Source organism: Streptomyces sp. NPDC048277 (assembly GCF_040652235.1).
In the GTDB taxonomy this organism is placed as follows: domain Bacteria; phylum Actinomycetota; class Actinomycetes; order Streptomycetales; family Streptomycetaceae; genus Streptomyces.
Map to the genome: position 1 here is coordinate 717898 of NZ_JBEZLQ010000001.1, position 19931 is coordinate 737828.

15 protein-coding genes are annotated in these 19931 nt (G+C 73.7%); 10 read left to right on the top strand and 5 right to left on the bottom strand.

The features are described 5' to 3' along the window. Positions 1–6: 6 nt before the first annotated feature. Positions 7–1482 carry a glycosyltransferase family 39 protein gene (locus AB0D85_RS03415; protein ID WP_362312897.1) on the bottom strand — a complete coding sequence of 492 codons (1476 nt, stop codon included), beginning with the start codon at positions 1480–1482 and terminating at the stop codon, positions 7–9. 169 nt (positions 1483–1651) lie between these two features. On the opposite strand from AB0D85_RS03415, the gene AB0D85_RS03420 reads away from it, so the two are divergent. Beyond that, positions 1652–2341, top strand: coding sequence for an IMP cyclohydrolase (locus tag AB0D85_RS03420; protein ID WP_362312898.1), 690 nt, complete (start codon positions 1652–1654; stop codon positions 2339–2341). 85 nt (positions 2342–2426) lie between these two features. Here the strand turns inward: AB0D85_RS03420 and AB0D85_RS03425 are convergent, their stop codons facing one another. Next, positions 2427–3428 (bottom strand): LacI family DNA-binding transcriptional regulator, encoded by a 1002-nt coding sequence (locus tag AB0D85_RS03425; RefSeq protein ID WP_362312900.1) that lies wholly within the window; start codon positions 3426–3428, stop codon positions 2427–2429. A gap of 184 nt (positions 3429–3612) precedes the next feature. On the opposite strand from AB0D85_RS03425, the gene AB0D85_RS03430 reads away from it, so the two are divergent. The 3 genes from AB0D85_RS03430 to AB0D85_RS03440 all read left to right on the top strand — a co-directional run bounded on the left by AB0D85_RS03430 (position 3613) and on the right by AB0D85_RS03440 (position 8926). After that, complete coding sequence (locus tag AB0D85_RS03430; RefSeq protein WP_362313492.1) at positions 3613–6591, top strand: glycoside hydrolase family 2 TIM barrel-domain containing protein; 2979 nt, start codon at positions 3613–3615, stop codon at positions 6589–6591. Between the two features lie 74 nt (positions 6592–6665). Then, positions 6666–7373, top strand: a complete 708-nt coding sequence (locus AB0D85_RS03435) for a response regulator transcription factor (protein ID WP_362312901.1) — start codon at positions 6666–6668, stop codon at positions 7371–7373. 5 nt (positions 7374–7378) lie between these two features. After that, positions 7379–8926 (top strand): ATP-binding protein, encoded by a 1548-nt coding sequence (locus tag AB0D85_RS03440; RefSeq protein ID WP_362312903.1) that lies wholly within the window; start codon positions 7379–7381, stop codon positions 8924–8926. 115 nt (positions 8927–9041) lie between these two features. Here AB0D85_RS03440 and AB0D85_RS03445 read toward each other — a convergent pair whose 3' ends face one another. Together AB0D85_RS03445 and AB0D85_RS03450 are read right to left on the bottom strand one after the other, a co-directional pair. Then, on the bottom strand, positions 9042–10214 hold the full coding sequence (locus AB0D85_RS03445) for a serpin family protein (RefSeq protein WP_362312904.1): 1173 nt from the start codon (positions 10212–10214) through the stop codon (positions 9042–9044). Beyond that, positions 10211–11413 carry a serpin family protein gene (locus tag AB0D85_RS03450; RefSeq protein WP_362312906.1) on the bottom strand — a complete coding sequence of 401 codons (1203 nt, stop codon included), beginning with the start codon at positions 11411–11413 and terminating at the stop codon, positions 10211–10213. Before AB0D85_RS03450 ends, AB0D85_RS03445 begins: the two co-directional genes overlap by 4 nt. A 100-nt stretch (positions 11414–11513) precedes the next feature. Between AB0D85_RS03450 and AB0D85_RS03455 the strand changes: the two genes are divergently transcribed. The 6 genes from AB0D85_RS03455 (at position 11514) to AB0D85_RS03480 (ending at position 18046) form a co-directional block, all read left to right on the top strand. Beyond that, positions 11514–12752, top strand: coding sequence for a DUF4190 domain-containing protein (locus AB0D85_RS03455; RefSeq protein ID WP_362312908.1), 1239 nt, complete (start codon positions 11514–11516; stop codon positions 12750–12752). Between the two features lie 147 nt (positions 12753–12899). Next, positions 12900–13652 (top strand): GntR family transcriptional regulator, encoded by a 753-nt coding sequence (locus AB0D85_RS03460; protein ID WP_362312910.1) that lies wholly within the window; start codon positions 12900–12902, stop codon positions 13650–13652. 302 nt (positions 13653–13954) lie between these two features. Further along, the gene (locus AB0D85_RS03465) at positions 13955–14152 is read left to right on the top strand and encodes an SPOR domain-containing protein (RefSeq protein ID WP_089098990.1); all 198 of its coding nucleotides are present in this window, start codon (positions 13955–13957) and stop codon (positions 14150–14152) included. Between the two features lie 30 nt (positions 14153–14182). Then, positions 14183–14587 carry a (deoxy)nucleoside triphosphate pyrophosphohydrolase gene (locus AB0D85_RS03470; RefSeq protein ID WP_362312912.1) on the top strand — a complete coding sequence of 135 codons (405 nt, stop codon included), beginning with the start codon at positions 14183–14185 and terminating at the stop codon, positions 14585–14587. Positions 14588–14754: 167 nt separating this feature from the next. After that, on the top strand, positions 14755–15198 hold the full coding sequence (locus AB0D85_RS03475; RefSeq protein ID WP_362312914.1) for an ATP-binding protein: 444 nt from the start codon (positions 14755–14757) through the stop codon (positions 15196–15198). 259 nt (positions 15199–15457) lie between these two features. Then, on the top strand, positions 15458–18046 hold the full coding sequence (locus AB0D85_RS03480) for a SpoIIE family protein phosphatase (RefSeq protein WP_362312916.1): 2589 nt from the start codon (positions 15458–15460) through the stop codon (positions 18044–18046). A gap of 80 nt (positions 18047–18126) precedes the next feature. On the opposite strand, the gene AB0D85_RS03485 is transcribed toward AB0D85_RS03480, so the two are convergent. Then, on the bottom strand, positions 18127–19554 hold the full coding sequence (locus AB0D85_RS03485) for a hypothetical protein (protein ID WP_362312918.1): 1428 nt from the start codon (positions 19552–19554) through the stop codon (positions 18127–18129). Between the last annotated feature and the right edge of the window lie 377 nt (positions 19555–19931).

Sequence of the window (19931 nt, forward strand, 5' to 3'; positions counted from 1 at the left end):
ACGCGCTCAGTCGTAGTGGAGGAAGCGCGGCCACAGCACGTGCCACGGCCGCACCGGGTCGTGGCAGAGGTAGACGGCGCGGTGCTGTTCCTCGCTGTCGATGCGGTAGCCGCTGTCGAGGCGGCCCTCCACGCGGCAGCCGGCGAACTGGGCGGACAGCCAGGCCCGGTCGTCGTAGCCGACGACGACGGCCGTCCGGGCGGAGTCGGGCGGGGTGCCCAGGGTGCGCAGGGCGTTCTGTCCGCTGTAGAGGACCTGCCGGGGAACGCCGTGGGCGGCGCCGTAGCGGTCGAGGGCGCCGTACTCGCCGTAGTTGCCGGTGATGACGATCGCGCCGGGGCGGTAGACGGCGGCGATCTGGGAGACGTAGCGCGGCCAGCCGATCTCGTCCCCCAGGCCCTGGTCGGCCTCGGCGAGGTGCAGGCTCTGCTGGCTGTGGAGGGAGAGCACCGGCAGGGCGAACGCCACCGAGGTCACGAGGTTCAGGCCGAGCAGGACCGCGAACAGCGCACGGCTGTGCCGCCGTTCGGCCAGCGCCCGCGCCACCGGTACGGAACCCACCGCGTGCAGCACCAGCACCAGGCCCATGGCGTAGTAGGGCTGTGCGGCGACGGCGCAGAGCAGCACCAGCAGCAGGAGGTAGCCGACGCCGAAGCCGCGCACGGGCCGCAGTTCCGCATCGCGCAGCACCCGGAGCAGGCCCATCACGGCGATGTACGACAGGGGCGGCCCGACCGTGAGGAAGAGGAACGGGATGTTCAGCAGGCCGCCCAGGGCGCCCTTGTCCGAGCGGAGCGCGCCGGCCATGGTGAGCACCGGGAAGTGGTGGGTGACCTGGTAGACGAGGTTCGGCGCGCCGATCACCGCGGCCAGCCCCATCCCCGCCCACGGCCACCACGAGCGCAGCACCCGGCGCGGTCCGACCGCCGCCAGACCTGCGCCCAGCGCGGCCAGGAGCAGCAGCACCAGCAGCTTGTTGTACAGCCCCACGCCGACGACCGCGCCGACGGCGAGCCACCACCGCGGCCGGTCGCGCAGCAGGGCCCGGAAGGCGAACAGCGCGACGGCCAGCCAGACGACCATGTCCAGTGACGTGGTCACGAAGAGATGGCCGAAGGTCAGCACGAGGGTCCCCGAGGCGGCAGCGGCCGCCAGCGTCTGGGCGCCGCGGCCGCCACCGGTCTCCCGGGCGAGCAGCGCGCACAGGTACGCCACCGCGCCCGCGGCCAGGACCGCCGGGACCCGGAGCCCGCGCACGGTGTCCCCGAACACGGCGATCGACGCCCGGGTGAGCAGGGGCGTACCGGGCGGCTGGTCCACGTATCCCCACGCGGGATGCCGGCCCAGCACCCGGAAGTACAACTCGTCCCGGTGATAGCCGTACCGCGAAGCGAACATCAGCAGCAACGCCATCACCGCGAGCGCCACCACCGAGACCGGGAGCCAGGCGAAACCACGAGACTGCGGGCCGGTGTCCGTCACGGCGCGAAGGTAACCGCGCACGGCATGTGTTCGAAAGCCGCGTGCGGTAAGTGGGATGACACCAGGCCAGTTCCGGACCGGGGGCCGAACTCCCCGGCCCGTCCGCGCGGGACGGGCATCCGCTGGGATGATCTCGTACGAGAGCCCGCCACCGGAAAGGCGCCTGCACATGACCTCGATCCCCGAAGCCCTGCGGGACAACCCCTACCCGGGTCGGCTGATCCTGCTGGCCCGCACCCTGGACGGGGAGCTGACCGCCGGGTACGCGCTCACCGGGCGGAGCGAAGCCTCCCGGGCCCGTCGGATCGAATCCACCCCGTCCGGAGAACTGGCCGTCGTACCCGTCGGCGTCACGGGCCACGACGCGCTCCGGCACTACGTCGCCGCGACCACGGACGGGCGCTGGACCGTCTACGGCAACGGGGAACAGGTGGCGGAGGTCGCCGCGCGGCTGGCGAAGGGACTGGCGCCGGGCAGCGCGCTGGAGGAGCTCGGCTACGAGCCGGATCCGCCGATCCACACACCCCGGATCACCGCGGTCGTGGATCGGGCCGGCCGGCGGTGCTGGTTCGGCGCGGCCCGCCGGCCCGAAGGCGACCGTGAGAGCCCGGACACCACGGTCGTCGCACTCGGCGATCTCGATCCGGGGCAGGCGGTCCTGCTCAGCACCTACCGGTCCGACGGGGATTCCGTGTCGACCGCCCGGCGCCACCTCGACCTGGACACCTCCGCCCCGGACGCGGATGCGCTGCTGGCCGAGCTGTGGGCGGCCCTGGACCCGCGCTTCCGGGTCGCCGCGGCCGCGTTCGCACCGGTCACCGGGGTTCAGGGGCCGACCCGCCACGCCCGGCCGCAATGACCGCCGAACGGCGGCGAACCGCCGCGCAACCGGCCCTCGGGTGACGCCCCGGCCCCGTCGGTGATGCCGGAACGGCGGGTGGGACCTACCCCGACTCGCGCACCCGCAGTTCCGCCCCCACCGTCAGTTCGTCGGGGCGCAGGGGGCCGGTTCCGGTGAGGAGTCGGGCCGCCTGTTCGACGGCCAGGGCGCCGAGGCCGCGGGTGTCCAGGGCGACCGTGGTCAGCGGTGGTTCGACGAGCGCGCCCAGCCGCAGGCCGTCGAAGCCGATCACGGCCAGGTCCCGGGGGACCTGCCGGCCGAGCCGGCGCGCGGCGCGCAACGCCCCGATGGCGATGATGTCGTTGAACGTGAACACCGCGGTCAGCTCCGGGTGCAGCGCGAGGAGTTCCTGCAGCGCGCGTTCCCCGCCCTCGACGCTCTGGTCGGCGCGGGCCACCGCACCGGCGTCCAGCCCGCACGTGGACATCGCGCCGACGAACCACTCGTGCTTGATGCTCGGCCCGGGCCGTTCCGCGTGCTCCAGCATGCCGATGTGCCGGTGCCCCGCCTCGGCCAGATGCCGGATCGCCGCGCGGACGCCCGCCTCGCCGTCGATCCGGATCGAGCTGAACCGCTCGGTGCGGTGCTTGCGGTCGACGAGGACGACGGGCAGCCCCCGGGTGAGCCTCGCGATCTCGTCCTCCGGCAGGCTCAGATAGCCCACCACCGCGTCCACCTGCGAGGCGATCACCTCCAGCGTGCCCCGCTCCTCCTCGACGCGGTCACCGGTGTCGTACACCACCACGTGCCAGCCGCGCGCCCGCGCCGCGTCCAGCGCGGCCGCCGCGACCTCGGTGAAGAACGGGTTGAGCAGATCGGGGATCACCAGTCCGACGCTGAACGTGTCCTGCCGGACCAGCCCCCTGGCGAACCGGCTCGGCCGGTACCCCAGTGCGAGGGCCGCGTCGAGGACGCGCTGCTTCGTGGAGACGCCGATCTCGCCCTTGTCGTTGAGCGCCCGTGACACGGTCTGCCGGGACACGCCCGCGGCCTCGGCCACATCGTCGATGGTCACCCTGCGGGGTCCCGTCCCCGACGACGCCATCTCCCACCTCCGCGTAGTTGCCGACGCGCCCGCGTCCCAGGGACACCGAGTATGCCCGGTCCCGGGCGCGGAGCCTTGACACTCCGCCGGACCGGAGCCCAGACTCCCAAGCGCTTCCCGTTAACGCTCCCGTGAGCGCTCACGTTACCGCTCTCGGCCCCCGTCACCAGGAAAGTTGAGCACCTTGTCCTCCGAGCTCTCCGCGTACGTATCGGACACCGCCCCCTGGCACGGCGCCCTGCGCCCGGCCCGCTCGTGGCTGCACTCCGACGCCCCCGTCCGTTCGCTGAACGGGCTCTGGCGCTTCCGGCTGTCGCCCACGGCCTCGGTGGCGGCGGACTTCCCGTCCGAGGACTTCGACGACCACGGCTGGGACAGCATCCCGGTGCCCGCGCACTGGGTGCTGGAGGGCGACGGCGCCTACGGCCGGCCGATCTACACGAACATCCAGTTCCCGTTCCCGATCGACCCGCCCCACGTCCCCGACGAGAACCCGACCGGTGACTACCGCCGCCACTTCGACCTCCCCGACGGCTGGTCGGACGCCGAACGGATCGTGCTGCGGTTCGACGGGGTCGAGTCGCTGTTCAAGGTGTGGGTGAACGGCACCGAGATCGGCAGCGCCGGCGGCAGCCGGCTGGCCCACGAGTTCGACGTGACCTCCGCCGTCCGCCCCGGTGACAACGTCGTCGCCGTACGGGTCCACCAGTGGTCGGCGGCCAGCTACCTGGAGGACCAGGACCAGTGGTGGCTGCCGGGCATCTTCCGGGACGTCACCCTGCTCGCCCGGCCGGCCGGGGGCATCGAGGACGTCTGGCTGCGCACGGGGTACGACGACGGGCGCGGGCGCGTCGAGGCGGAGATCACCGCCGATCCGGCCGCGTTCCCCGTCACCCTGCGCATCCCCGAACTGGGCGTCGAGCAGGTGTGGCGGACGGCGGCCGACGTGGCGCCCGTCGAGGTGGACCGGGTGGAGCCCTGGTCGGCCGAGCAGCCCCGGCTCTACGACGTCACCGTGTCCTCGGCCGCCGAGAGCATCGCCCTGCGGGCGGGGTTCCGCACGGTCGAGATCCGCGGTGACCGCTTCCTGGTCAACGGCCGCCGGGTCGTCTTCCACGGGATGAACCGGCACGAGGCCCACCCCGAGCGCGGCCGGGTCTTCGACGAGGCGCACGCCCGCGCGGACCTGGCCCGGATGAAGCGGTTCAACGTGAACGCCATCCGCACCAGCCACTACCCGCCCCACCCCCGGCTGCTGGACCTCGCCGACGAGCTCGGCTTCTGGGTCGTCCTCGAATGCGACCTGGAGACCCACGGCTTCGACAAGGCCGGCTGGACCGGCAACCCGACCGACGACCCGGCCTGGCGCGCGGCCTGCCTGGACCGCATCGAGCGCACCGTCGAACGGGACAAGAACCACCCCTGCGTCGTGCTCTGGTCGCTCGGCAACGAGGCCGGCACCGGATCCAACCTGGCCGCCATGTCGGCCTGGGTGCACGCCCGCGACCCCGAGCGTCCCGTGCACTACGAGGGCGACTACACCGGCGAGTACACCGACGTCTACTCGCGCATGTACTCGAACGTGCTGGAGACCGAGCAGATCGGCACGGACGGCTCCCGCGCGCCGCTGCTCGGCTGCACCCCCGCCCAGGGCGCCCGGCAGCGCACCAAGCCGTTCCTGCTCTGCGAGTACGCCCACGCGATGGGCAACGGCCCCGGCGCCCTCGACCAGTACGAGGAACTGCTGCACCGCTTCCCGCGGCTGCACGGCGGGTTCGTCTGGGAGTGGCGCGACCACGGCATCCTGGCCACCGCCCCGGACGGGACGCCGTACCACGCCTACGGCGGCGACTTCGGGGAGGTCGTGCACGACGGGAACTTCGTGATGGACGGCATGGTGCTGAGCGACGACGTGCCGACGCCCGGCCTCCACGAGTTCAAGGCGGTCGTACAGCCCATCCGCTTCGCCTTCGCCGGCGGCGAGCTCGCGATCACCAACCTGCGGCACTCCGCCGACACCTCCGACCTGCGGTTCCGCTGGCGTGTCGAGCACGACGGAACCGTCGTGGACTCGGGGGAGCTGGCGGTCCCCGCCGTGGCGGCCGGCGCGTCGGAGCGGGTGGCGCTGCCGCCCGTCACGGTGGCGCCGGACGCCGAGACCTGGCTGACCGTCGAGGCCGTACTGGCGGCGGAGACCGCCTGGGCCCCCGAGGGACACGAGGTCGCCACCGCCCAACTGGACCGCTCGGTACGGCGGCCGGTGCCCGCCGCCCGGCCCCGGACCGACTGGCGGCCCGGCGGGGGCACCCTGGCGCTCGGCATCGCCGAGTTCACCGACGGCTCCCTCACCCGCCTCGCCGGACGCGCCGTGACCGGCCCCCGGCTGGAACTGTTCCGCGCGCCCACCGACAACGACGCGAGCCCGGCCGACCGGATCGAGGGCAGCGACGACAGCGTCGCCGGGGTGTCCAGCGCCGAGCTGTGGCGCCGCGACGGCCTCGACCGGCTGACCGCACGGCGGATCGGCGTGGAACACACCACCGACGCCCTGCGCACCGTCGACCGGGTCTCCGCCGCGCACTCCGCCCTCTCGGTGACGGTGGAGACCCTCTGGTCGGTCGAGGACGGCGCACTGGAGCTGCGGGTGGAGATCGAGCCCTCGCGCGGCTGGCGGACGGTGTGGCCGCGGATCGGGGTCCGCTTCGAACTGCCCGACGGGACGGCACCCGTGGACGGCGCGGAGTGGTTCGGCCTCGGCCCGCTGGAGTCCTACCCCGACAGCCTCCGCGCCGCCCGCACCGGCCGCTTCTCCGCCGGGATCCGGGACCTCTCCGTCGCCTACGCCCGCCCCCAGGAGACCGGCCACCGCTCCCGGCTGCGCCGCCTCACGCTGACCAGCGGCGCCACCGAGGTCCTGCACATCGACGCCCTCCCCGACACCCGCGGGCGCCGCCCCGGCTTCACCCTCGGCCGCCACACCCCCCAGCAGATCGCCCGCGCCGCACACCCCTTCGAACTCCCGGAGTCGGCCACCAGCCACCTGATCATCGACGCGGCCCAGCACGGCCTCGGCTCCCGGGCCTGCGGGCCGGACGTGTGGCCCGAGTTCGCGCTGCGCCCCGAAGCACGCACGATCAGGCTGCGCATCACACCCGGCGCCTGAGCAACAGAAGCCGACAGCTCTTTCACAGTCCGCACCCACGCGTCTCACGGCCCGGAGGTGAACGGTCTCCGGCCATGACGTTATCCACCGGTACCCCACGCATCCTGGTCGTGGACGACGAGGAAGACCTGACCGACCTGCTGGTGACGGTGCTGCGGGCCGAGGGCTGGCGGACCGACCGGGCGCTGGACGGCACGGCGGCGGTCCGGGCGGCCCGCGGTTTCAGACCCGACGCGGTGGTCCTGGACCGCGGGCTGCCCGACCTGGAGGGACTGGAGGTGATGCGGCGGCTGCGGGCCTACCGGCCGGACCTGCCGGTGCTGTTCCTGACCGCCCGGGAGAGCGTGGAGGACCGGGTCGAGGGGCTGCGCGCGGGCGCCGACGACTATGTGCCGAAACCCTTCGACCTGGACGAGGTGGTGCTGCGGCTGCGCGTCCTGCTGCGCCGCTGCGACGCGGGCCGGCCGGGCGGCCCGCGGCTCGTCGTCGGCGATCTCACCCTCGACGAGGAGACCCGGCAGGTGCACCGGGCCGGCGCCGCGATCCGGCTCACCGGCCGGGAGTTCGAGCTGCTGCGCTACTTCATGCAGCACACCGGCCGGGCCCTCCGCCGGGAGGAGATCCTCGACAACGTCTGGGCGGACGAGACCGACCGGCACCTGTCGATCGTCGAGAGCTACGTCAGCTACCTGCGGCGCAAGATCGAACGCGAGCACCCCGTCCTCATCCACACCGTGCGCGGCGTCGGCTATCTGATGAAGCCCGCCGGCGTGCAGCGGTGAGCGCGATGGGCACCACGAGAACACCGCCGGCGCCGAGACCGCCGAGACGTGCCACGCGCCGGCCGGGCAGCCTGCGCGCCCGGATGATCCTCACCGGCAGCCTGCTGCTGGCCGCGCTCTCCGTCGTGATCATCACCATCACCGGGCTGGCCATGCGCACCTACCTGATGACCGGCCTGGACCAGCGCCTCGACGCCCTGGCCGAGCACTCCTCGGCCGCGAGCGGCCAGATCGGCGCGCCGCCCAGCCTGCTGCCGTACCTGAGGGCATTCGGGGTCCCGGCGGGCACCGTCGGCGTCTACGTCACCGGCAGGCGGGGCGAGGTCCGCCGCGCGGCGGTCGTCGACGACTCCGGCGCGCTGACCACCCCGACCGTCCGGCAGCAGCGGATCCTGGCCCTGGTCGAACCCGACGGCCACCACCACACCCGGGACCTGCCCGGACTCGGCACCTACCGGGTCAAGGCCGTGCGCGCCGACACCCGGGAGGCCGAGGTCACCATCGTCACCGCCCTGTCGGTGCGCCCGGTGGACCAGATGCTCGGCCGGCTGCTGGCCATCGAGTCGGCGGCCGCGGCCGCCGCCCTCGCCGTCGCCGCCCTGATCGGGGCCACCGTGATCGGCCGTCAGCTACGGCCCCTGCAACGCGTCGCCGCCACCGCCACCCGGATCTCCCGCGAACCCCTCGGACACGGCGAGGTCCGCTCCCTGGAACGCGTGCCGGAGACCGACTGCGGCACCGAGACCGGCCGGCTCGCCGAAGCCGTCAACCGGCTGCTCGGCCACGTCGAGAGCGCCCTCGCCGACCGCTACGCCACCGAACTGCGGATGCGCGACTTCCTGGCCGACGCCGGCCACGAACTGCGCACCCCGCTCGCCTCCGTCGCCGGCCACCTCCAACTGGTGCGCCGCGCCCCGAAGTCGGCGGCCCCGCAGGCCGAGTACGCGCTCGGCCGCATGGAGTCCGGCATCGGCCGGATGCGCACCCTCGTCGAGGACCTGCTGCTGCTCGCCCGCCTGGACACCGGCCGCCCGCTGGCCCGCGAGGAGGTGGGCCTCGGCCCGCTGCTCGCCGAGGCGGTGGCCGACGCCCGTGCGGCCGGCCCCGACCACCGCTGGGAGTTCCTGATGCCGGGGAACCTGGTGCTGGTCGAGGGCGACCAGGACCGCCTCCACCAGATCGTCGCCAACCTCCTCGCCAACGCCCGCACCCACACCCCGCCCGGCACCAAGGTCACCGTGACCGTCCGGACCGACGCCGGGCAGGCGGTGATCCGCGTCGCCGACGACGGTCCCGGCATCCCGGCCGACCTGCTGCCCCGCGTCTTCGAACGCTTCGCCCGCGGCGACGCCTCGCGCTCCCGTGCCACCGGCAGCAGCGGCCTCGGCCTCGCCATCGTCGCCGCCGTGTCCGCGGCCCACGGGGGCCGGGCGGAGGCCAGCAGCGAGCCCGGCCGCACGGTGTTCACCGTACGACTGCCGCTCTGCCCGGCCTACGCCGGTGAGCTGAACCCGCTCCGGAAACCCGTCGGACTCGAACTCCCGTCGGGGTGAGGGTGGTTGGGCCGTCGAGCGGCTGCGGGCCCGGCGTGGCCGGTCGCGCCCACGCGGCGGAGCCGCATAGCGGGCACAGCCCCGCGCCCCGTGCGGGGTGCTGCACCGGCCCCGGCTAGCCGGCCACCGACGGGTCCGTCACCCAGCCCGCCGCCAGCACCAGCCGCGTCCCGCGGTGCACGGCGAGAAAGCCGAACGGCCGGTCGAGGGTGGCCCGGACGACGGTGGACTCGTGCGTGTACCGCGGCGGACCGCTGCCCGGCGCCGCCGCCACGGCCGTCACCGCGGCGGCCCGGAAGCCCAGCGGGCCGAACTCCGCGACCGCGGACTGCCCGGCCGCGCCGATGGCGAGCGGCGCGGCGCTGATCCCGGGGAAGTGCCCCTCACGGGCGTCCGCGGCCGTGGAGAGCCCGAACAGACCGTGCAACTGCAGCAGATCGTGGTCCGCGCGGACCACGAAGCCCGGGGTCGTCACATCGAGCCGGACCGGATCCGGGGCGACGGACGGCTGCCGTTCCACGACCACGCCCGGTCCCGCGGGCCCGTAGGGCAGCTGTCCGCCGGTCGTCACCGGCAGGGCGCGCTCCAGGACGCCGATGCCCGTGTGCAGCACCTGCCCCGGGGCCATCCCCTCCGCGCCGAGCAGCAGGTGGACGTCGATGCCGTTGCCGCCCAGGACCTTCAGCGTGGTGACGTGTCCGTCCGGTCCTGCGGCCACCCCGATCCGGTCCGGCCGCACGCTGCTGCGGTGCAGTCCGGCCAGCACCCGGCCCTGCCAGGGCCCGGAGCCGGGTTGCAGCACCGTCTCCCGGAACGGATGCTGCCAGTCCGTGTGCAGGGCCAGCGCGGTCGCCAGCACCATCCGCGCGCCCTCGCCCAGCCTGACCGGTATCCGCTCGACCAGCCCCCCGGTGCGCTTGGCCGCCCACGCGTCCAACTCCTCCTGGGAGGCCGCGAGATCGGCGCCGAGCACCCCGTGCGTGTCGGCGGGCAGCCCGGCCGCCCACTGCTCGCGCACCTCCAGGGCACGGTCGGTCCACAGCCCCAGGGCGGAGCCGACGCCGGCCATCGAGTCGAGCCCGGTGAGTAACTCCCGCGCCCCGGCGGCGGCTTGATCCGCCTGCATCCCCACGGCACGGGTCAGCTCGTCCCGGGCGGGGCCCGCGGCGCCGTCGGCGAGGAGGGCCAGCAGCGGCCAGACACCCGCGGCCGAGAAGACCGTGCCCTGTCTGGTCTGCCGCGCCCAGCGTGCGGTGAGCGCGTTGACGGCGCTGACGGTGTCGTTCATTCGTCGTCCTCCCAGGGGTGTTCGGGAAAGGGCAGGGGATCCGTGACCCAGCCCGCCGCGAGGACGAGCCGGGAGTGCCGGTGCAGGGCCAGGAAGCCGAAGGGGCGGTCGAAGCGGGCGTCGATGCGGGTGGTGACGTGACGGCGCTGGGGTATCCCGGCGCCGACCATCCCGAACGCCGTCACCGCCGCCGCCTCGAAGCCCAGCGCGCCGAACTTCGCCGTCGTGGCCTGCTCGGCCGACCCGACGCCCAGCGGGTACGCGCTGATCCCGGGGAAGTGCCCCCGGCTGGTGTCCATCGCCGTCGTGAGCCCGAACAGCCGGTGCAGCTCCAGCAGATCGTGGCTCGCCGTCAAGTCGTACGCCACCGTCGTCACGTCGAGCCGCGGCGGTCGCGGGCTCGCGCACCGGACCTTCTCCACCCGCACGCCCGGTCCCGGCTCGCCGTAGGGGAGCCGGCCGCCCGGGACCACCCGGTGCGCGCCGCCCAGGATGCCGACGCCCGCCCCCAGCACCTGACCCGGCGTCATCCGCTCCTCGCCGAGCAGCAGATGGACGTCCAGGGCGTTGCCGCCCAGCACCTTGAGCTCGGTGACGAAGCCGTCCGGGGTGTCCGCCACGCCGATCCGCTCCAGCAGGACGCTGGAGCGCGTCAGGCCGAGCCGCTCGACGGCCGCCCAGGGCTCGTACGCGGTCTCCAGCGGTGACTCCTCGAAGGGCGCCAGCCAGCGGGTGCGCATCGCGAGCGCGCTCGCCAGGACGAACTCGGTGTCCTCGGTGAGCCGGACCGGCATCCGTTCGATGAGCCCGCCCGTGCGCCGCATGGCCCAGGAGTCCAGCGCCCGGCGGTCCACCGGCTCGTCCCCGGTCAGCACCCCGTGCGCGTCGGCGGGCAGCCCGGCCGCCCACTCCTCACGCAGCTCCAGGGTCCGCTTGGTCCACACGCCCAGGGCGGTGTCCAGGCCGCCGATCCCGGCCATCGTGCCGAGCAACTCCCGGGCCGCACCGGCCGCTTCGTCCGCCGGCAGGCCCACGGCCTCCGCGAGTTCAGCCCGCGCCGCGCCCTCCGCCCCGTCCGCCAGGAAGCCCAGCAGCGGCCACACCCCGGCCGCCGAGAACACCGTGCCGCTCTCCTGTACGGCCGCCCAGCGCGCGGTCAGCGTGTTCACCGCGCGCACGGCCGCCTTCCCGACCCGCATTCCGCCCCCGTTCACGGCGCGCTTACGATGCGCGCAGTCGTACGTCAGTTCAGCCGTCCGTTTCCACGCGGCCAAACGCCCCCTCAGGAGCACGGTACCGGTGTCCATACCTCCGCCCCCCGGCCCCCACCAGCCACAAGGGCCGTATCAGCCGCCTCAGTCGGGCCTGCCGCAGTACCCGCAGTACCCGCAGGCGGCGTACGGGCAGCAGCCTCCCCACGGGCAGCAGCCGCCGTACCCGGGGCCCTACCAGCCCTGGGGGCAGGGCTACAGCCCCTACGCCGTGCCGGCGCCCGTCAACGGCCTCGCCATCGCCTCACTCGTGCTGGGGCTGCTGTGCTGTCTGCCGGGCGTGGGGCTGGTGCTCGGGCTGGTCGCGCTGAGCCAGATCCGCAGGCGGGGGGAGCGCGGCACGGCGATGGCGGTCACCGGGTCGGTGTTCTCCGGCATCGGGCTCGCCCTGCTGGTGCTGCTGCTGGCCACCGGCGGCGCGGCCGACTTCTGGCAGGGGGTCAAGGAGGGCGTCAACGACACCTCCAGCCTCTCGCTGTCCACCGGGGACTGCTTCGACACCCCGGACGGCGCGCTCACCGGCGACCTGGTCTCCGATGTCACCGTCGTCGACTGCGAGCAGGCGCACGACGGCGAGGTCTTCGCCACCTACGACCTCAAGGGCTCGGCCTACCCGGGCGACGACGGCGTCGCCCACTCCGCCGACCAGCGCTGCTACGCCCTGGAGGACGGCTACGCGATGGACGGCTGGGCGATCCCCGGCGATGTCGACGTGTACTACTTCACGCCCAGCAAGGACAGTTGGGAGTACGGCGACCGGCAGGTCGCCTGCGTCTTCGGCAACACGACCGAGGGCAGGACGCTGTCGGGTTCGCTGCGCAACGACGAGTCCGTCCTGGACGGCGACCAGCTCCTCTACCTCAAGGCCGCACACGTCCTCAACGACGCCCTCGACGCCGTCCCCGAGGCCGAACACGTCGAGGACGACCTGCCCGGCTACCGGGACTGGGCGAACCGGGTCACCGGGGCGCTCACCGAGCAGACCGGCATGCTGCGCGCCCACACCTGGGACGACGCGGGCGCGAAGCGGTCGGTGAACGACCTGGTCGCGGACCTGGACAAGGCCCGCGCGGAGTGGGCGAAGGCGGCGAAGGCCACCGACGCCGACACGTACTACACCCACTACGACAAGGGCTCGGCGCTCCTCGACCCCAAGAGGTCGGTCACCGCGCGCAAGGCTCTGGGCCTCGCCACGACCCCGCCCTCGTACGACGGCGGAGGCTCGGGCTCCGGCAGTGGAGGAAGTGGCTCCGGCATGGAGGTGTGATCGCGGCCATAACGGGGAGAAAGTGCCTGCGTAAAGCCTCCCCGGGTCCGATGTCATCACATCGAGTGATTCTCTGGCCTTTGCTTGCGGGGCAGAACCCACGGTTGCCAGGCTGTAGCTGTCTGTACAACCTGATGGGAGCGGCCAGTGACTTTCGGTGAGCAGCCGGCGTATCTGCGTGTCGCGGGTGATCTCCGTAAGAAGATCGTCGACGGTTCGCTGCCCCCTCACACCCGACTCCCCTCCCAGGCCCGCATCCGCGAGGAGTACGGCGTCTCCGACACGGTCGCCCTGGAGGCCCGCAAGGTGCTGATGGCCGAGGGGCTGGTCGAGGGCCGCTCCGGCTCCGGGACGTACGTCCGCGAGCGGCCCGTGCCCCGCCGGGTGGCCCGCTCCGGGTTCCGCCCGGCCGGGGGCGCCACCCCGTTCCGGCAGGAGCAGTCCGAGGGGACCGCGCGCGGCACCTGGGAGTCCAGCAGCGAGCAGTCCGAGGCCGGCGCGGTGATCGCCGACCGGCTCGGCATCCAGGTCGGCGACCGTGTGATGCGCACCCGGTACCTGTTCCGGGACGCGGGCGAGCCGATGATGCTCTCCACCTCCTGGGAACCCCTCGCCGTCACCGGCCGCACCCCCGTGATGCTGCCCGAGGAGGGCCCGCTCGGCGGCATGGGCGTGGTCGAGCGGATGCGCGCCATCGACGTCGTCGTGGACAACGTCACCGAGGAGGTCGGCGCCCGCCCCGGCCTCGCCGAGGAACTGCTCACGCTGGGCGGGGTCCCCGGCCATGTGGTCCTGGTGATCCAGCGGACGTACTACGCCTCGGGCCGCCCGGTGGAGACCGCGGACGTGGTCATCCCGGCCGACCGCTACCGCGCCGCGTACCACCTGCCCGTGAAGTAGCGCACACCCTTGCGATAGTTGACACCTTCACCAGTCCGGTCCGGACCTGGCACCGGCCGCTGCGATCCGGCCGTTTTCCCAGGTGGTCCCGGCTGTCCCCGCCATGCCCGCGACCCGAAACGGGAGGCTTCCGAACGGCGCATTCGTCATCGTGCGCCCCCGCCGTTCTGGCTGGTTGCGTACCTCTTTGTGAAAAGCCGTATTCGCTGCGTAAAGGTTAGGCGTACGCTCGGGCATATGCGGAGTGCGGTTTCCTTAGCGGGGCGGGGATGGGCGGGAGCCGGGAGAAACGGAGGGGCGCGATGACGGAAGGCACGGTCTCTCTCCCCTGGCTCGTCATACGGCAGGACGACAACGGCAATCGCTACCGCGTCGGCCGGTACGCGACCCGGGCCGAGGCGCAGAAGATCGCCGACAGTCTCGACGACCGCGGACACAAACAGCTCTACTGGGTCGAGCGCATCGGCCACAGCAACGGGGACGGGGCCTCACGCAACTAGGCCCGGCCCGCCTCCCGTAGGCTCCGGGCCATGAGCGAACGGATCGTGGTGGTCGGAGCCGCCCTGCTCGACGCCGGCCGCCTGCTCGCGGCCCGCCGCAGCGCGCCCCCGGACCTGGCCGGCCGCTGGGAGCTGCCCGGCGGCAAGGTCGAGCCGGGCGAGACACCGGAGCACGCCCTGGTGCGCGAACTCCGCGAGGAGTTGGGCGTGGAGACGGAGACCGTGGCACGCGTCCCGGGGGAGTGGCCCCTGAGGGCGCCGTACGTCCTCCAGGTGTGGACGGCCAGGCTCCGCCCCGGCTCCCCCGACCCCAAGCCCCTCCAGGACCACGACGAACTGCGCTGGCTGACCCCGGAGGAGACCTGGGACGTCGACTGGCTGGACCAGGATGTTCCGGCGGTACGCGAGATCGCCGCGAATTGGAGTGCCCTGTAAGGGGCGCGGGGAACTGCGCGACCAGCCCCCACGAGCCCGCAGTCGCCCGGCACCCGCACAACCCGAGCTCCTAGGCGCACGGCCCCCCGGCGTAAGCCGTTCGCACCACAGTGCGCCCCGCAATGCGGTACTGCTCCCGGGATATCGGGTATGTGCCCATTAACCCCATGAAACCGGACATGGGCGGGCATGCTGCACGGGAAGTGATCGGTGTGATCGACACCGAAGGTGACACCGTCGAGTGGACCTTTCCCGCGGAACCCGGTGCCGTGCGCACCGCCCGTACCGCGGTCCGTGACCAACTGACCGGCTGGGGCCTCGACGGCCTCGCCGACCTCGCCGCACTGCTGGTCAGCGAGCTGGTCACCAACTCGCTGCGGCACGCCACCGGCCCCATCGGCGTCCGCCTCGTCCGCCCCGCCGACCTCGCCGGCACCCTCCGCGTCGAGGTCTCCGACCCGCTCCCGGACCCGCCGCGCGAGCGCGCGGCCAGTCCCGACGACGAGAGCGGCCGCGGTCTCCAGCTGGTCGCCGGCTCCTCGCGAAGCTGGGGCACCCGGCCCGGAAACGCCGGCAAGACGGTCTGGTTCGAGCTGGCCGTACCCGGCTGAACGGGATGAACGGGGTGTACACGCACCGTTGCGCCGTCCACTCGCGAGAGTGGCCTCGGAATGGGTCCCGGAGTGCGTGATTCGACGGCGTGTTCCCTGGTTAGAAGACTGGGAGTGTTGTCACGGTCCGGTCCGGAAATCGTCTGGACCGTGCTGTGATCGTGAACACCGTGTCAGGCGGCACCGTAGTGCTGGATACTGCGGGCAGCCGCATCCGGTGACCGGTGCCGGGCGCGGTGAGCTGGAGGGGACGGTTCGCGTGAGCGAGATACCAGCTGAGGCCACGGAGTCCGAGGACCCGTCGGACGGCGTGAGGGCGGGGACCGCGGAGGCAGCCGCGGCCCCTGGCGACGCCATGTGGCAGAGCAGCCCACCCGGCTCGATCTACGACTACATCAAGGTCGCCTCGTTCTCCATCGGCGCCGGCGGCCTCGTCGACCAGTGGAGCCTGCGCGCCGAGCAGATCTTCGGCATCCCCGCCGAGCGTGCCGTCGGCATGGACCCCATCGAGGCGTTCATCGACCCCGACCTGCGTGAGCGCGGCCAGCGGAAGATGGCCGAGATCCTGGACGGACGGGAGTGGACCGGCGTGGTCCCGTTCCGGATGCCCGACACCGCGGACGGCGAGCGCGGCGAGGACGGCATCGCCGAGGTCTACGTCATGCCGACCCGCACCGCCGAGGGCGAGCACGCCGCCGTCTGCATCGTGGTCGACGTCCGCACCCTGCGCAGCATCGAGACCGACCTCGCGGCCTCGCAGTCGATATTCGGTCAATCTCCCTTCGGCTTCCTGCTGATCGACCCCGACCTGCGGATCCGCCGCGCCAACCTGCGGTTCTCCTCCATCTTCGGCGGCACCCCCGACGACCACCGCGGCAAGGGCGTCCACGACTATCTGCCACGGGCCGAGGCCGAGCGGGTCGCGGCCACCATGCGCCGGGTCCTGGACACCGGCAACTCCATCACCGACATGCACGTCACCGGGTTCGTGCCGGGCTCCGAGGAGCGCCGGCACTGGTCCATCAACCTCTACCGGGTGCACAGCGGCAGCGGCCGTCCGATCGGCATCGCCTGGCTCGGCCTGGACATCACCGCCCGCCGCGCCGCCGCCCGCGAGGCCGCCGCGGCCCGGCGGAATCTCGCCCTCCTCAACGAGGCCGGTGCCCGTATAGGCAACTCCCTGGACCTGGAGACCACCGCCCGCGAACTCCTCGACGTGGTCGTGCCCGGCTTCTGCGACCTCGCCACGGTCGACCTCTACCAGGGCCTGCTGGCCGGCGACGAGACCCCGCCCGGACTCGCCGACGGCAGCGCGGAGCTGCGCCGGGTGGCCTTCGCCAGCGCGGTCTCCGACGCGCCCTTCGTGGGCGGCGGTACCGCCGTCGCCGTCGGCGCGGTCCACCACTACCCCTTCAACTCCCCGTGCGCGGACGCCCTGCGCACCGCCCGCCCGCAGCACGTGCCCGCGGAGGAGGGGGGCCTCGTCCAGTCCACCCTCGCGGTCCCGATGGTCGCCCACGACACCGTCGTCGGCCTCGCCCAGTTCGCCCGCGCCAAGGGCAGCGAGCCCTTCGGCGACCGCGACCGGGACCTGGCCGTCGAACTGGCGGCCCGCGCGGCCGTCTGTATCGACAACGCGCGCCTGTACCGCCGCGAACACGAACGCGCGTTGATACTGCAACGGTCCCTGCTCCCGCCCGGCGACCCCGAGGCCTCGGGCCTGGACATCGCCTGCCGCTACCTGCCCGGCAACGCGGCGACCGAGGTCGGCGGCGACTGGTTCGACGTCATCGAACTCCCCGGCCACCGCACGGCGCTGGTGGTCGGCGACGTGATGGGTCGCGGCCTGCGCGCGGCGGTCGCGATGGGCGAACTCCGTACGGCGGTCCGCACCCTGGCCCTGCTGGACCTGGAACCGGCCGAGGTCCTCTCGGCGTTGGACGAGATCGCCCGCGGCCTCGGCACCCCCGGAGGCGTCCAGCAGGCCACCCGCACGGCCCGCCAGCCCCGCGACGCGGACCTCTCCGAGGTCTACCTCGCGACGTGCGTGTACGCCGTCTACGACTCCGTCACCAGACGCTGTACGTTCGCCAACGCCGGCCACCTGCCGCCCGTGCTGGTGGAACCCGGCGAGGCCGCCCTGATGCTCGACGTCCCGCCCGGCATGCCGCTCGGCGTCGGCGGCGAGCCCTTCGAGGAGGTCGAGGTGGACCTTCCCGAGGGCTCCCTCCTCGCCCTCTACACCGACGGCCTGGTCGAATCCCGCGACCACCCCCTGGACGAGGGCCTCCAGGCGTTCGTAGGCGCCCTCACGGACCCCTCCCAGCCCCTGGAGGACGTGTGCGACCACGTCCTCAACACCCTCGACACGCACCACGGCGAGGACGACATCGCCCTGCTGATGGCGCGGGTCCAGGGGCTGCCGGCCGAGTCGGTCGGCGACTGGACGCTGCCGCGCGAGCCGCGCAGTGTGGGCCGCGCCCGTGAGTACGCGCGCGGCCAGCTCCTCACCTGGGACCTGGAGCCCCTGGTCGACACGGCGGAGCTGCTGGTCAGCGAGCTGGTCACGAACGCGCTGCGCTACGGCGAGGGCGAGATAAGGCTACGGCTGCTGTTGGACCGGACCCTGGTCTGCGAGGTCTGGGACTCCGGCCTGGTCCAGCCGAGGCGCCGGCGCGCCCGCGACACGGACGAGGGCGGCCGTGGGCTGCAGCTGGTCGGGCTGCTGAGCGCGGCGTGGGGCTCCCGCCGGACGCCGCGGGGGAAGACGGTGTGGTTCGAACTGCCGCTGCCGGACGGGGAGACGGGCCTGACCGATCCTGCGGAGGCTCTGCTCAGTCTGTTCTGAGGAGGGCTGGTTCAGGCCGGATGTCCCGTGCGGCACGCACCCGCAGCCGCCGCACCACCTGCCGTGGCACCCCCTGACGCCTACCCCAACCGCCCCCGGGTCTCCGGCCCCCCGAACGCCAACACCGGCCCCCCGTCGGCCTCCTCCCCCCGCAGCACACCCCCGAGCACCGCCCCCGCCACCCCGCTCTCATGCGCCGCCGCCCCCGCGAGCGGGTTCCCGTGCGCCCGTACATCCCGCTCCGCCAGCTCCCGCGCCCTCCGCGCCAGCCTGTCGGCGTCCGCCGGCGCAGCGCCCCGCGCCTCCGCCAGCAGCGCCCGTGCCTCCACCCCCACCGCTCCCCGATGCGTACCGACCAAGTCGTCGGCCGCCCCCAGCGCGCTCCGCGCCACCAGCTCCGCCCCCGCCGAGATCACCCCGGTCCGCCCGCCCCCCGTCCCCTCCACCGCCCGTACGACCCGGCGCAGGGCGTCCAGCGGGTCGTACGGGCCACCCGTCAGCTCCTCCCGTACCGCGGCCAGCACGGCGTCGGCATGCGCCAGCCGCGGCGGGAACGCGGTCGCCCGCAGCCCCGCCAGTTCCGCCTCCGCGCCCGTGAGGGCCGCCGGGACCGTCCCCGCGGCCGTCCGCAGCTCCTCGGCCAGCCGTTCCACCCCGCCCAGCAGCACCCCGGCCTGCGCCACCGCGCCCTCGGCGGCGCGCAGTTCACGGCGGTACCCGTCGCCGTCGCCCGAATCGGCGTCCTGGCGGGCCTGGTTGATCCGTGAGGTCGCGAACACGAGCCGGTCCTTGGCCTGTTCGACGTATCCGACGACGGGAGCGACGGCGGACGCGCCGTAGCGTTCCCCGGCCTCCGTCAGCGCGCTCTCCACCCGGCCCGTCCGCGCGGCCAGTTCCCGGAACCGTCTCTCGGCCGGCGCCAGCGCATCCCCCGTGTCCCACTCGGCGTCGTACCCCTCCGCCTCCGCGTCGAGCCGGCGCCCCGCCTCCGCGCACCGCCCGACCACCCCCACCAGTGCCTGCCGGCGGCCGGCGTCGTCCGCCGGTGTCCCCTCCTCGTACCGCCGCCATATCGCGAACGCGGCCGACAGCTCGGTCCCGGCCGCGTGCAGGGCCCGGGCGACGGGCTCGCCCGCTTCGACGAGGCCGAGCGCCTCGCGGCTGGTGCGGACGCAGTCGTCGGCGAGAATCAGGGAGGCACGGGCCTGCCGTTCGAAGTCGGCGGGCGCCGGCGCGGGCGGGGCGGGGGAGACGAGCCCCGGTGTGGTGCGCGAGCGGGACCGCCGTATCCGCCGTACGTACCCGTAGCCGCCCAGCGCACCGGCCGCCGCCACGACGACGAGGGGCAGCACGTAGTCGGCGGCCGACGCCCCGTCCGCCTCGTCCGCCCGGGCCGCGGCGACCGTCCGGCCCCCCGTCACGGGAACCGGATCTTGAGCGGGGCTCGTCATCACCGGCAACACCAGCCAGACCACCCCGGTCACCCCGCCCAGCACCGCATGCCCCACCCGCACACCTATGCGCCCGGTCGCATGCCTCGGCCGACCCCGGATCAAGGATGACGTCACATTTCGGAGCGTATGGGCAGCTAGTCGGCTTCGCGACCGGGGCGGGGACGGACGAGGGACGACAAGAACAGGGGACCAGAGAATGGAACGGAGCCCGAAAGACCAGCAAAACCCGAACCCCACCAACGAACCGGAGCCAGGCCGACCATCACCCACAGCCGCCGACAAACCGCCCCCCACCCGGCCATCACCGGCCCCGGCCCGACCGGAGCCCGCGCCCGGCGATGAGCTGGCCCCCGCGCGGCCGTCACCCGAGCCCACCGACGAACCGGCCCCCGCCGGGCCGTCGCCCGCAGCCCCCGCCCGGCCGGCGTCGG

What these genes read in the sequence shown, in the direction of transcription:
- AB0D85_RS03475 (WP_362312914.1), top strand. Translation starts at nt 14,755, where the DNA reads ATGAAACCGGACATGGGCGGGCATGCTGCACGGGAAGTGATCGGTGTG.
- AB0D85_RS03445 (WP_362312904.1), bottom strand. Translation starts at nt 10,214, where the DNA reads ATGAACGACACCGTCAGCGCCGTCAACGCGCTCACCGCACGCTGGGCG.
- AB0D85_RS03440 (WP_362312903.1), top strand. Translation starts at nt 7,379, where the DNA reads ATGGGCACCACGAGAACACCGCCGGCGCCGAGACCGCCGAGACGTGCC.
- AB0D85_RS03465 (WP_089098990.1), top strand. Translation starts at nt 13,955, where the DNA reads ATGACGGAAGGCACGGTCTCTCTCCCCTGGCTCGTCATACGGCAGGAC.
- AB0D85_RS03435 (WP_362312901.1), top strand. Translation starts at nt 6,666, where the DNA reads ATGACGTTATCCACCGGTACCCCACGCATCCTGGTCGTGGACGACGAG.
- AB0D85_RS03450 (WP_362312906.1), bottom strand. Translation starts at nt 11,413, where the DNA reads ATGCGGGTCGGGAAGGCGGCCGTGCGCGCGGTGAACACGCTGACCGCG.
- AB0D85_RS03425 (WP_362312900.1), bottom strand. Translation starts at nt 3,428, where the DNA reads ATGGCGTCGTCGGGGACGGGACCCCGCAGGGTGACCATCGACGATGTG.
- AB0D85_RS03420 (WP_362312898.1), top strand. Translation starts at nt 1,652, where the DNA reads ATGACCTCGATCCCCGAAGCCCTGCGGGACAACCCCTACCCGGGTCGG.
- AB0D85_RS03470 (WP_362312912.1), top strand. Translation starts at nt 14,183, where the DNA reads ATGAGCGAACGGATCGTGGTGGTCGGAGCCGCCCTGCTCGACGCCGGC.